Origin of the sequence: Sulfurovum sp., from assembly GCA_020525365.1 — a bacterium.
GTDB lineage: Bacteria > Campylobacterota > Campylobacteria > Campylobacterales > Sulfurovaceae > Sulfurovum.
The window spans coordinates 462,741-475,915 of sequence record JAIZOF010000001.1; the positions used below are offsets into that span (position 1 = coordinate 462,741).

Here is a 13,175-nt window from a genome sequence, read left to right on the forward strand (position 1 = left end):
TAAAAATATTATACTAGACACTATCGTACTTGTGCAATCAGTATGCCTTCAAGTAGCTTGTCAATATCACCATCTAAAACGGCATCAACATTAGTAAATGCCTGTCCACTTCGAGTGTCTTTAACTTGTTGGTAGGGTTGAAGAACATAGGAACGGATTTGATGCCCCCAGCCAATGTCACTCTTTTCTACCCCATCTATTTTTGCTTGCTTCTTCTCCATTTCATATTCATAAAGACGCGATTTAAGCATTTTTATTGCTGATGCCTTGTTTTTGTGCTGACTTCGATCATTTTGACATTGCACTACAATTCCAGTAGGAATATGGGTAATACGGATAGCAGAATCAGTGGTATTGACATGCTGTCCACCCGCGCCACTGGAGCGATAGGTGTCGATACGAATATCTTTTTCTTCTATTTTAATATCAATATCATCATCGATTTCAGGTGAAACCATTACAGAAGTAAAGGAGGTATGGCGTTTAGCGTTAGAATCAAATGGACTAATACGTACTAGACGATGGATGCCATTTTCAACTTTGAGATAACCATAAGCATTTTCTCCTTTAATAATAAAACTCACATCTTTAATGCCTGCCTCTTCACCAGGCTGATAGTCAAGTACTTCAGTTTTGAAATTGTGACGTTCTGCCCAGCGCAGATACATACGATAGAGTATACTTGCCCAATCTTGACTCTCGGTACCACCAGCCCCTGGATGAATAGAGATAATAGCATTGCTACTATCATGCTCCCCACTTAGCATCATTTGTACTTCGAGTATCTTAATGTGTGATTCAAGATTCTCAGCATCTTCTAAGAGCACCTCAAGTGTCTCTTCATCTTTTTCTGACTTTGCCAATTCAAAGTACTCCTGTGCATCAACAAGAGTATCGTTAGCGGTATTATAGGTCTTGAGTATACGTTCAGTTTTGGTCTTTTCCTGTGAGATTTTTCCTGCCTTGGAAGCATTGTTCCAGAAGTCAGGATCTTGCTGCATTTGTTCTATTTCAGTGAGACGCTTTTGGAGTTCATCAGGTTTAACAATATTAGTAATATTCTCCATTTTAGTTTTAAGTAATTTGAGTAGTTCGCTGTATTCGTAAGTATCCATGATGAAAAAAATCCTTTTTCGGGTTAACAATATTAGAATCATTAATCATTAATTATTTACTAATAAGATATGATTTTACCAAAAAATAACAAAGCAGAGGGTTAGAGATGATTATTGCGCGAACAATTGAAGCATTACAGAAAGCAAAATCTAGTATGCATGGTACTATTGGGTTTGTACCAACAATGGGAGCACTGCATCAGGGTCACCTGTCACTTATTCAACGTGCACGTAAAGAGAATGATGTAGTGATTGTTTCAGTCTTTGTTAATCCGACACAGTTTTTAAAAGGAGAAGACTTTGATACCTATCCCCGCAAAGAAGAGACTGATACTAAGATATGTGAATTAGCAGGAGTAGATATTCTTTTTATGCCAACAATTGATCAAATGTATACAATAGACGAACCCTACATTGGGGCACCAGCAATACTTGGATATATCTTAGAGGGGGAGAAGCGTCCAGGACATTTTGATGGAATGCTTCAAGTAGTAATGAAATTACTCAATCTCTCTTCAGCAACCCATGCCTACTTTGGTAAAAAGGATGCCCAGCAATTAGCACTTATTACTCAGATGGTGAGGCATTATTTTATGTCTGTACAGATTGTTCCATGTGAGATTATACGGGATGAGAAAGGGCTAGCATTGAGCTCTCGTAATACCTATATGAGTACAGAAGAGAAAAAACGGGCTTTGATGTTATCATGTTCTCTCAATCGAGCAACTAAAATGGTGATGTCCAAAGAGCTTGATGTTGAAATAATTAAAACTCAGATGCTAAAAGTACTTGCAGGAACTGACAAGATTGAATATGTTACTATTGTTGATCGGGAATTTCATACATTGAAAAAAATAGAGATTGGTAATACCATTATTTTAGTTGCTGCTTGGATTGGAAAACTGAGACTTATTGATAATATTTGGATATGACCTCAAGAGATATATAATAAATTATTTCCTATTTCCTAAAACATATTTGCTGCTTCTTCTGCCATATCAATAATAGATGTTTTATGTGGTTTGAGCTTTATTTTTTTTGGAATTAGAATAGTCTTTTGTGGTTTGGGTTTAAAGATTTTAGGCAAAGTCTTCTCCTTTGGTAATGGAGGAAGGATTGGTTCAGAAACTTTAATATAGGACCCTCTGTCTTCATATAGTGGAGTGTCTTGTTTTGCTTCTATCTCTGCAGTCGAATCTGGTTTTAGATACCCTTGATCGACTAAAATACGTACTACATTTTTAAAGGTTGGTACTGCCGATTGAGAAGCAAAATATTTATAGCGACCTTTAGCACGAATAACCAATATGCCTATTGTGTATTTGTGTCCCTTCTTGTCGTTTGCAAAACCATAAAAGCTACTGTGATACTCATGTGTATAGTGTCCATGTTTAGCAATATGTGATGTTCCAGTCTTTCCTCCAATTTCTAGACCAAGGTATTGGGTTTTAAGCCCTGTTCCACGCTTAACAACCTCCTTGAGAATTTCATGAATCTGTTGTGCTGTTTTTTTACTTATAGGATGAAGGTTTCCTTCTGATGGAGAAAGGATAAAGTGTCTTCCTATGCTATCTTGAAGATAGTTTACAATGCGAGGAGTCACCGCTATACCACCATTATTGAAAGCAGAGTAAGCTTTCCAAAGTTGTGCAAAAGTGACTAGCATACCATAGCCGTAGGCACTATTGGCACGGTGCATTTTATTGTTGAGAAGGTGTAGCGATTTGATACGACCTGAAAGTTCACGAGAGAGGTCTATACCTGATGGTCTAGAGAAGCCAAATGCAAGGAGTCCGTCTCGAAACTCTTTACCTGTTAGCCTCCAAGATATCTGTGAAATTCCAACATTAGAAGAGTGTACAATAATATCAGTAGCGGTTAAAGAATCAAACTTCTCATCATCAGTAACGGTATATTGTTTACCTATTTTCATGCGCCCATTGTAAGTTTTAAACCATGTTTGTGGAGTGACTACTTTGTGATCAATGGCAACCGCAAGTGTAATAGGCTTGAGTACCGAACCTGCTTCATAAGGATATTCAGTAAATTTCAAATTAAGTTTTGGGATATCTTTTTGTGTAATATGGTCTGGGTCATAGCGTTCAGTTGTCGCAAGTGAAAGTACCTTTCCGGTACGGCTCTCCATAACCCCTATGAGTATCTCCTCTGCATCAATACGTTTTTTCATGGTATCAATCATTTTTTCGATATGGCGTTGAAATGCAAGAGATATATTGAGGTGAAGATCCATCCCATTTACACGTTTTTGCTTGATACTATTTTTATCATAAATAATATTTCCACCTACATCACGTTTTCCTCTAAGATAGCCATCCTTTTTAGATATGATATATTTTTCATATTTACGTTCAAGTCCCTTTTTTCCTTGAGGACGTGTATAGTGCTCATCATTTTTTTTATGAACATAGCCAAGAACAGGGCTGAGAGTATCATGCAGTGGGAATTGACGACTCTCCCCTATTTCAATAATATCTAGACCATAAAGTACCTCGATGCCTGAATGTATTTTAACTGAACGGAAAATTTTGAGCCGACGAAATTTATAAGCAAGAGATTTAAGTTGCATAGCCTGTTTAGCATTGAGGGTTTTAGAGAGGACAATATTGCCTTTGATTTGTCTGCCTTTTTGGTCCTTGAAACGTTTGCGAATCTCATTTTTTGGAATACCACTATAGATACTAAAAAGAGTAATAAATATCTCTTTTTTCTTGGGGTCAATACTCTCCCCACGTATAACAGCTTGATAGGTTTTGTAGGAGTGACTTAAAGTATAATTGTCTGCAGAGATAATGGATCCTCTAAAAGAGCGATTATGGATTGTAGTATGTTGACTAGGAATATGGCGATCAGATAAGATTATATTGAAAACTGAAAAAAGAAGGAAAACCATAGCAAGTGTGATGAGCATGAAGAGCCATGTAATCTTATTGGTGCGTTGTTGCATTGCTGTATTTTTGATCTCTTGGTTCATCTTTTCCTCATTTGAGTAGAATTTTATCGAAGTTATCTATTAAATTTGATAAAATACACTCAATTGATATTCTATACTATGGACACAAAATGATTGATAAACCCTTACTTATTGCTGTTGTCATGCTTTTAACGCTCTCACTTGTGATGGACTACTCTCTTTCTGTCTATACGGTACAGCATTTTGGTTATGGTGACTTTCATTTTTTAATGAGGCAAGGAGCGGCAGTTTTTCTTAGCCTTACAGTAATAGTTTTTTTGAGTAAATTTAATCCAGATACATGGTTTGTATGGATTGGCTGGGCACTTTTTATTGTATTTTTCCTTTTGATGGCGATAATGCAGGCTCTTCCTGCATCACTAGTAAGTGAAGTGGGGGGAGCCAAACGTTGGATACATATAGGATCAATATCCATTGCACCTGTTGAATTTTTTAAAGTCGGTTTTATTTTTTTTCTCTCTTGGAGTTTTACTCGCAAATTCAAACAAAAAGAGAAGATGGGTTTTCAGGAAGAGATAATGATGTTCGCACCTTATCTGTTTGTTTTCTTTTTTGCGGTAGTACTTATTGCAATTTTTCAAAAGGATCTTGGTCAGGTCATTGTATTGGGTGCAGCTCTCTTAACACTTTTTCTTTTTGTAGGCAGCTCCTATAAGTTTTTTTTCATGCTGCTCTCTTCAGCTTTTTTGGGAGCTGTGGCACTGATTTTTCTTGCACCACACCGTATGGCACGTATCAAAAGCTGGTGGATAGGAGTACAAGATACAATACTTTCTCTTTTTCCTTTTGAATCGATACAGAATCTCAGAGTAGAATCAAATGTCAAAGAGCCTTGGCAGATCTCTAATTCCCTCAATGCAATTCATAATGGGGGTCTTTGGGGACAGGGGCTTGGAAATGGTCAATTTAAGCTAGGGTATCTTTCCGAGGTACATACAGACTTTATTTTGGCAGGCATAACAGAGGAGTTTGGGTTTCTTGGTATGAGTGTTGTAGTGCTGACTATACTTTTTATAATTTTTCGGATTTTTAAGATTGCTTCAAGGGTTAAAAATCCTATGTACTATCTCTTTTGTATAGGAATAGGCTTGCTTATTACTTTTGCATTTCTTCTTAATGCATACGGTATTGCAGGAATCACCCCTATAAAAGGGATTGCAGTACCTTTCTTGAGTTATGGAGGTTCACATATACTGGCAACCTCTATTGCTATTGGGATAGTGCTAATGATTTCAAAAAAAATACCACGTGATATGCATGGTAATATGTTATAGTTTTTAGGAAGACAAGTATGAGTATAGTGATGACAGGTGGCGGTACTGGTGGACATTTGGCAATTGTTCAGGCGGTTAAAGAGCAGCTTGCTGACAATATTAGAAAGGGTATTCAGTATGAGGTGCCTCAGGGAGACAAAGCGCTTTTCTCTCCTTTTTCTCCACTTATTTATATTGGCTCTACTAAAGGACAGGATAAGCAGTGGTTTGAAGATGATGAAGACTTTGATATTAAATATTTTTTTGAAACAGAAGGAGTGGTTAATCAAAGGGGCATTAGAAAACTGAAATCACTTTGGAAAATGTTTCATGCTGTATATCAGGCACGAAGACTACTTAAAAAACATGATGTTAAAGTAGTTTTTTCTGTAGGTGGATTTTCTGCTGCAGCAACAGCAATAGCAGCAAAAACACTACGTATTCCATTGGTAATCCATGAACAGAATGCAGCACTTGGATCCCTAAACAGATTACTCAAGCCCTATGCCAATGTGTTTATCTCCTCCTATCTTAAGGAGAGTCCTATTAAAGCTTATCCAGTCAAAAAGGTATTTTTTGATAATGCCCGTATTAGGAAGACAATTAAAACAATTATTTTTCTTGGTGGCTCACAGGGAGCACGTGCTATTAATACACTAGCACTCTCTATTGCTCCTGAACTTAAAAAACACAATATAAAGATTATCCATCAAGCAGGAGTAAATCATATTGATTCTATTCAGAATGCGTATGTTGATCTTGATATTGAAGCAGAAGTTTTTGGATTTACAACCAAACTTTCTGACTATATGAAAGAGGCAGATTTTGCCATTGCAAGAGCTGGAGCTTCAACACTTTGGGAGTTGGTATCAACCGCATTACCGACACTTTTTATTCCTTACCCTTATGCTGTCAGTGATCATCAGTATCACAATGCAAAGTTCCTTGTAGAGAAAAAACTTGCTTGGATGATGCGTGAGAATGAGATAAGCAAAGAGAAGATACTTTCACTACTTCATGAAAATATTTCAGATAGAAGTAAAGAGTTAATGAAGATTGTTGAGTGTAATGGAAGCCAAAAGATTGCCACATTGCTACAAACATATACTACAAGATAAAGTAATATAATTTTTTACCACCCACACCTCTTTTTATGTTTTCTTCACCTCTAAGTAACCACAATTTGGTTAAAATATCCTAATTTTGTATACAGGATACTTTTCCATGGATATTAGAAAAACTTTTTTAGATTACTTTGAGAGTAAAGGGCATCAGGTTGTAGAGAGTTCTCCTTTGGTCCCTGATGACCCAACACTTCTCTTTGTCAATGCAGGAATGGTACAGTTTAAGAATATTTTCACTGGTGAAGCACCCATTCCTGATTTTCCACGTGCCACCTCTTCACAGACTTGTATTAGGGCAGGTGGAAAACACAATGATCTTGATAATGTCGGTTATACTGCACGTCATCATACCTTCTTTGAAATGTTAGGAAATTTTAGTTTTGGTAATTACTTTAAAAAAGAGGCAATTGCTTATGCATGGGAGTTTATAACAGGAAAAGAGTACCTTGCATTGCCTATTGAAAAAATTTGGGTAACCGTTCATGACAGTGATGATGAAGCATATGAGATATGGAAAGAGCATATTGCCAAAGAGCATATTGTCCGTTTTGGTAACAAGGATAATTTTTGGCAAATGGGTGATACCGGTCCATGTGGTCCGTGTTCCGAAATATTCTATGATCAAGGAGAAGAGCACTTTAGTTCTCCTGAAGATGTAATGGGTGGAGAAGGTGACCGTTTTCTTGAGATATGGAATCTTGTCTTTATGCAATATGAGCGTGATGAGAAAGGGAAACTACATCCATTGCCAAGACCAAGTATTGATACTGGAATGGGATTGGAGCGCGTGGTTGCTATTAAGGAGGGGGTGACTAATAACTATCACTCATCTCTTTTTAAACCATTGCTTGACGCTATTGGTGATTTAATAGGAGAACCTTACAACTATGAGTTATCAAATTCAGCAAGTTACCGTGTCATTGCTGACCATCTTCGCTCGGTTAGTTTTTTGCTTGCACAGGGTATAAATTTTGACAAAGAGGGACGCGGGTATGTGCTTCGTCGTGTCATGCGACGTGCTATTCGTCATGGATATCTTCTGGGATTACGTAAGCCATTCATGTATAAGCTTGTCGATACACTTATTGAAGTAATAGGTGGACATTATGCCTATCTTAAGACCAAAAAGGAGGCTATTGAGACCTCAATGAAACTTGAAGAAGAGCACTTTTTTGATACCATTGAAGCAGGAATTAAACTCTTTAATCAAGAACTTAAGAAAACTACCAACACTTTCAGTGGCGAAGTAGCATTTAAGCTTTATGATACCTTTGGTTTTCCGCTTGACTTAACAAAAGATATGCTTAGAGAAAAGGGGATTATGCTTGATATCAATACCTTTAATGCGAAGATGGAAGCACAGAAATTGCAATCTAAAGTGAATTGGAAAGGTACCGGTGATGTAGCAACAATAGGTGATTTCAAGCAGATTAAGGAGAAATTTGGTGTTAATGAATTTGTTGGTTATGAAAAAACTGCAATAGCTACAAAAATACTTGTGCTACTCGATAAAAATTTCAAACAGGTTAATACCCTTGATGGTAAAGGTTGGGTAATGCTGGAACAAACACCATTCTATGCAGAGTCTGGTGGTCAGGTTGGTGACCATGGGGTCATTAATGTAGTAAACAGTAATGAGCAGGTAGCAGTGAAAGATACCAAGAAGTTTTTAGACATAAATTTCTCTGAAGTGGAAGGGAAACTTTCTGTGGAAGATGAGGTACTCGCTACCATTGATCAATCTCGTGTAGAGGTTGAAAAACACCATTCGGCAACACATTTGTTGCATGCAGCACTTAGAGTGGTATTGGGAGATCATATTTCGCAGGCAGGATCTTTTAATGATGACAAACGTCTACGTTTTGATTTTTCTCATCCTAAAGCAGTGACAGTTGAGGAGCTACAGAAAGTAGAAGATTGGGTTAATAGCAAAATACAATGTGCCATCCCCCGTAAAACAGAAATTATGAATATTGATGAAGCAAAAAACTCCAATGCATTGGCACTTTTTGGAGAGAAGTATGGAGAGAAAGTACGTGTAGTTAGTATGGGTGATGCCTCTATAGAACTATGTGGAGGGACACACGTCAATAACACTTCCCATATTGGGCTTTTCATGATTACCAAAGAGAGTGGCGTAAGTGCAGGAGTTAGGCGTATCGAGGCAATTTGTGGTTATGCAGCAATTCAAAAGGTTAAAGAGCTTCGTGTAGAGATTGCAGAGATTAAGAAGGCAGTGAAGAATCAACAACCAATTATTGGTATTAGTAAACTTAAAGAGGAGATTAAGACACTTAAAGGTGAGCTCAAGGCGGCACTTAGTTCTTCTAAAAAAGCATTAATACCAGTTGAGTTGAATGGCATCAATACCATTGTTGATGAGGTAGAAACAGGAGATATCAAGGAGATGATTGATGAAGCTAAGAACAAGTATGACAATATTGCCATTATGCTTTTTCAGAAAAAAGGTGAGAAGGTATTGCTTGCAGCAGGCTCCAAAGAGACATCAGTGAAGGCAGGTGATTGGATCAAGTCTATAGCGCCAGTTGTTGGCGGCGGCGGTGGTGGTCGTTCTGACTTTGCACAGGCGGGTGGAAAGAAACCTGAAAATATTACTAAAGCAATCAAAGAGGCGAAAACCTATCTAGCTGAATTACTTGAGAGTGGAAATGAATGAATCATACGACTGTTTTTTACATATTCTCTCTGCATTTGTCTGGGTAGGTGGAATGATTACTATCCGTGTGGCAGCACATCCAGTCATTTTGCGTGGACTGTAATCAATGATTGTTCTCTGTTCTCAGTCTGAGTCGCGTGCACTACTTTTGCAAGAAGCAGGTATTGATTTCATACAGAAACCCACTGATTTTGATGAAAATCAAATTAAAACTACTGTAGCCAAAGACTTCGTTTATGCTGCGAGCAAAGGGAAACTGGAAATGGCAGAACGTCTCTATGGGCTTGATGTACCACTACTAACAGCAGACAGCATTATTGCCACTCAAAGTGGAGAAATACTTCGTAAACCCAAAAATAGTGAAGATGCTAGAAGAGTCCTTCTCAAACAGAGTGCTGCATCTATCAGTATCATCTCTTCTGTACACTACAAGACGAAAACCATGCTTTTTATCAATATTTCTGCTGCCCACTACTGTTTTGCTTCGTTTGACAAAGATGATCTTGAAGCCTATATTCAAAGTGGTGAGTGGCAAGGGAAGGCTGGTGGTTGCATGGTTGAAGGATTCTGTAAGAAATATATTACTGAAACAAATGGTCATGAGAGTACGGCAAGAGGGCTTCAGGTTGAGGTATTGAAACCATGGCTTAACTTTGGTAAAAGTATCTCAAACAATGCGAAGGAAAACTATGTACGAAAAAGAACTTGAAGCATTGAAAAAGGCAGGACGTTTTAGGGAAAGAATACTCTACTCTGATATGTTAGATGATTTTGCTTCCAATGATTACCTTGGACTGTCTAAACGTAAAAAATCTTTCAAAAGAGCAGTCAAAATGGTGAAAGAATATAGCACCTTTTCGCCACGTGCAAGCCAGTTGGTTAATGGTTATCATTCTATTCACTACTTACTTGAATTAGAGATGGCAAAGATAAATGGATTTGAAAAAGGAATGATTATTGGTAGTGGATTTTTGGCAAATCTTGCACTTATTGAAGCACTTGTACGTAAAGGAGATATGCTTTTTCTTGATGAAGCATATCATGCTTCTGGCCAACTTGCTGCGCAGTTGCATCCTGGACAGGTGGTGACTTTTAAGCACAACGATGTAGAAAATCTCAAAGAAAAACTACTAAAGCATACTGCAAAACGTCGTATTATTGCTGTTGAGGGGGTCTACTCAATGGAAGGAGATCTTTGTGTACGTGAGATCTTTGAAGTAGCAGAAGAGTTTGAAGCCTTGCTGATTGTCGATGAAGCCCATAGTTCAGGTATATTGGGAGAAAATTTATTGGGAATATTTGAACACTATGGTATTATCCCTAATGAGCATCATATTAAAATGGGAACTTTAGGAAAAGCTTATGGTAGCTATGGCGCTTATATCCTTGCCTCTAAGACAATCATCAGTTTTTTGGAGAACCGTGCTAAATCGGTTATTTACACTACTGCCCCTTCGGTTTTTGATACAGCATTAGCTTATGTTAACATGCAACATATCCAGAAAAATGTTAAAAAGTTCCATAAGAAAATATTTGAACGACAAGCAATTGTCAAGCAAGAGAGTGGTGCAGTATGCGAGAGTCTCATTTTTCCCATTGAGGTTCCTGACAATGCATTTGCACTTTTTATGCAAAAAGGATTAATGAAACAGAACTATCTTGTAGGCGCTATCCGCCAGCCAACAGTCACCAAGCCAATCTTACGTATTATCCTCAATATTACAGAATCTACAAAGAAGCTTCATCATCTATTGAAGCTCATTAGAATTAACTTGGTACAATAGGTTTAAAAAAGAAAGGGTTGCGTGTTTGGCTTAATCAAAGGATCCATTATTTTGCTAATGATTTTTGCTGCAGCATTTACTGCAGCTTTTATCTATGCGTATGAAGAAGTCTCGCTTGATGCAGACAAGCTAATCAATTACAGACCAGAGATATCTTCAGTCGTACTTGATAGAAATGGTAAAAAGCTTGCTTATATCTTTAAAAAACACCATCGTCTTTATGCCCGTTACGATGAGCTTCCTAGTTATTTTATTGAGGGGCTTGTTGCAATGGAAGATACCAAGTTCTTTGAGCATAATGGTATTGACATGGATGCAATCCTGCGTGCACTTATCAAAGATATTCAGGTAGGGAATTTTGCTGAAGGAGGGAGCACGCTCACACAGCAGCTTATCAAAAACAAAATTCTTACCAATGAAAAAAAACTGGCACGAAAAATCAGAGAAGTGATACTCGCAATTAAAATAGAGCATGTATTAAGTAAAGAGGATATCATTGAGCGTTATTTAAATGAAATATCCTATGGGAATAACTATTTTGGGGTGAAGACTGCCGCAGATGGATACTTTCATAAGGAATTAGATGAACTAACCCTTAAGGAGATAGCTATTTTGATAGCACTCCCTAATGCACCAAGCTACTATAACCCACTTAAGCACTATAAGCGTGTACTCAATCGTGCTAACAATGTACTTTATCGTATGAAGGGTCTGGGATGGATTTCAGACAAGAAATATCTTGAGGCAGTTAAGGAATCTCCAAAGGTCTATAAAACTTCTCTAAGACAGAATATTGCACCCTATGTGGTAGATGAAGTAGTTAGGCGTTTTAAGAATAGACTCGGAGATGTTCGTACAGGTGGATACAAGATCTATACAACAATTGATATGAAGCAACAAAATATTGCTAGAAAGTCAATTAAATATGCCTATAAGCGTGTACTCAAGAGGTACAAAGAGAAACCAAGAACCTCTACAATTAATGCAGCTCTCATATCGGTTGAAAGCAATACGGGAGATATTCTGAGTATGGTGGGAGGAGTAGACTACAAAAAATCTACATTCAATCGTGTGACACAGGCACTTCGACAGCCTGGGTCAGCTTTTAAACCTTTTATTTATCAAACAGCACTTGATATAGGTTACAATCCTGCAAGTCCTTTGACAGACATTGCAAGAACCTTTCAGTATTATCAAGATGGTGAGCCAAAGATATGGTCTCCAAGGAACTATGAGAAGAATTTTAGAGGGTTTATGCCATTAAGAGAGGCGCTAGTACATTCACGTAATCTCGCAACAATCAATTTGGTATCTGATATTGGTGTCAGCACAATTAGAAAGCGTTTAGCATTTCTTGATATACCTCATATTCCCCGTGACATGTCGATTGCACTAGGAAATCTTGGTACCAGTCCTTTAAAAATGGCACAAATATATACGGTCTTCTCCAATAAAGGACACATGATTGAGCCACGACTAGTTAGTAAAATTGTCTCTAGAGAAGGTGCGGTTATTTACGAAACGCGCCCCAAAGAGATTGCTGATTTTACTACCCCAGAACAAGCATACTTGATGACTGATATTCTTAAAGATGTGATTAAACGAGGTACTGGATGGAATGCGCAGGTAGAGGGGATAGAGTTAGCAGGGAAGACCGGAACAACTAATAATAATATTGATGCATGGTTCTGTGGCTATTCCCCTACAATCGAGACAATTGTCTGGTTTGGGCGCGATAACAATAAACCTATTGGAAGAAATGCAACGGGTGGTTCAATTGCAGCACCAGCATTTGCTTATTATTATAAACATTTATTGGAGATTTATCCTTATATCAAGAAGACATTTAATGTTCCAGAAAGGGTTTTTATAGGTAAATATAAGGACAAAGAAGAGATATATACAGAGATATCACATCTACCAAAAACAAAAAAACAGATTGATGCTCTTAACGAAGAAGATCAGATAGATGATGGTGGGTATATGATTGGGAATGAGTTTGATGATGAAGATATTGCACCAGAAGAGGAGACGGTTATTCGAGAAAAGGATAATATTGAATATGCAAAACCCATCAATATTAACAAGAACCTGACAGAGAAAAAAAAGAAAAGTAATTCACTACATCCATCGTACAAGATACCAGAAGTACCAGTAGCAGAAGATAGTGGAACACTATTTTAGGTACCATAATCACTAAATTTTTTCCTTGGTAGGTAAAATTCCATGT

Annotated in this window: 9 protein-coding genes; 7 read left to right on the forward strand and 2 right to left on the reverse strand. The window is 37.5% G+C overall.

Going from position 1 to position 13,175, the window contains the following annotated elements; genetic code table 11:
* Positions 1-20: 20 nt before the first annotated feature.
* Complete coding sequence (gene prfB / locus LGB01_02355) at positions 21-1,115, reverse strand: peptide chain release factor 2 (protein ID MCB4753057.1); 1,095 nt, start codon at positions 1,113-1,115, stop codon at positions 21-23.
* Positions 1,116-1,222: 107 nt separating this feature from the next.
* Between prfB and panC the strand changes: the two genes are divergently transcribed.
* A complete protein-coding gene (panC, locus tag LGB01_02360) occupies positions 1,223-2,047 on the forward strand; it encodes a pantoate--beta-alanine ligase (protein ID MCB4753058.1) in 825 nt (274 codons plus the stop codon).
* Between the two features lie 35 nt (positions 2,048-2,082).
* Here the strand turns inward: panC and LGB01_02365 are convergent, their stop codons facing one another.
* A complete protein-coding gene (locus tag LGB01_02365) occupies positions 2,083-4,107 on the reverse strand; it encodes a penicillin-binding protein 2 (protein ID MCB4753059.1) in 2,025 nt (674 codons plus the stop codon).
* Positions 4,108-4,196: 89 nt separating this feature from the next.
* On the opposite strand from LGB01_02365, the gene LGB01_02370 reads away from it, so the two are divergent.
* From LGB01_02370 to LGB01_02395, 6 genes are all read left to right on the forward strand, one after another.
* On the forward strand, positions 4,197-5,381 hold the full coding sequence (locus LGB01_02370; GenBank protein MCB4753060.1) for an FtsW/RodA/SpoVE family cell cycle protein: 1,185 nt from the start codon (positions 4,197-4,199) through the stop codon (positions 5,379-5,381).
* A 17-nt stretch (positions 5,382-5,398) separates the two neighbouring features.
* Positions 5,399-6,478, forward strand: a complete 1,080-nt coding sequence (locus tag LGB01_02375; GenBank protein ID MCB4753061.1) for a UDP-N-acetylglucosamine--N-acetylmuramyl-(pentapeptide) pyrophosphoryl-undecaprenol N-acetylglucosamine transferase — start codon at positions 5,399-5,401, stop codon at positions 6,476-6,478.
* Positions 6,479-6,584: 106 nt separating this feature from the next.
* Complete coding sequence (gene alaS / locus LGB01_02380; GenBank protein MCB4753062.1) at positions 6,585-9,161, forward strand: alanine--tRNA ligase; 2,577 nt, start codon at positions 6,585-6,587, stop codon at positions 9,159-9,161.
* A gap of 106 nt (positions 9,162-9,267) precedes the next feature.
* Positions 9,268-9,870 (forward strand): septum formation inhibitor Maf, encoded by a 603-nt coding sequence (maf, locus tag LGB01_02385; GenBank protein ID MCB4753063.1) that lies wholly within the window; start codon positions 9,268-9,270, stop codon positions 9,868-9,870.
* Positions 9,851-10,945: a pyridoxal phosphate-dependent aminotransferase family protein gene (locus LGB01_02390; GenBank protein ID MCB4753064.1), complete on the forward strand. Its 1,095-nt coding sequence runs from the start codon at positions 9,851-9,853 to the stop codon at positions 10,943-10,945. Before maf ends, LGB01_02390 begins: the two co-directional genes overlap by 20 nt.
* A gap of 57 nt (positions 10,946-11,002) precedes the next feature.
* Positions 11,003-13,129, forward strand: a complete 2,127-nt coding sequence (locus LGB01_02395) for a PBP1A family penicillin-binding protein (GenBank protein MCB4753065.1) — start codon at positions 11,003-11,005, stop codon at positions 13,127-13,129.
* The last annotated feature ends 46 nt before the right edge of the window (positions 13,130-13,175 follow it).

What these genes read in the sequence shown, in the direction of transcription:
- alaS (MCB4753062.1), top strand. Translation starts at nt 6,585, where the DNA reads ATGGATATTAGAAAAACTTTTTTAGATTACTTTGAGAGTAAAGGGCAT.
- LGB01_02375 (MCB4753061.1), top strand. Translation starts at nt 5,399, where the DNA reads ATGAGTATAGTGATGACAGGTGGCGGTACTGGTGGACATTTGGCAATT.
- LGB01_02365 (MCB4753059.1), bottom strand. Translation starts at nt 4,107, where the DNA reads ATGAACCAAGAGATCAAAAATACAGCAATGCAACAACGCACCAATAAG.
- panC (MCB4753058.1), top strand. Translation starts at nt 1,223, where the DNA reads ATGATTATTGCGCGAACAATTGAAGCATTACAGAAAGCAAAATCTAGT.
- maf (MCB4753063.1), top strand. Translation starts at nt 9,268, where the DNA reads ATGATTGTTCTCTGTTCTCAGTCTGAGTCGCGTGCACTACTTTTGCAA.
- LGB01_02390 (MCB4753064.1), top strand. Translation starts at nt 9,851, where the DNA reads ATGTACGAAAAAGAACTTGAAGCATTGAAAAAGGCAGGACGTTTTAGG.
- LGB01_02395 (MCB4753065.1), top strand. Translation starts at nt 11,003, where the DNA reads ATGATTTTTGCTGCAGCATTTACTGCAGCTTTTATCTATGCGTATGAA.
- LGB01_02370 (MCB4753060.1), top strand. Translation starts at nt 4,197, where the DNA reads ATGATTGATAAACCCTTACTTATTGCTGTTGTCATGCTTTTAACGCTC.
- prfB (MCB4753057.1), bottom strand. Translation starts at nt 1,115, where the DNA reads ATGGATACTTACGAATACAGCGAACTACTCAAATTACTTAAAACTAAA.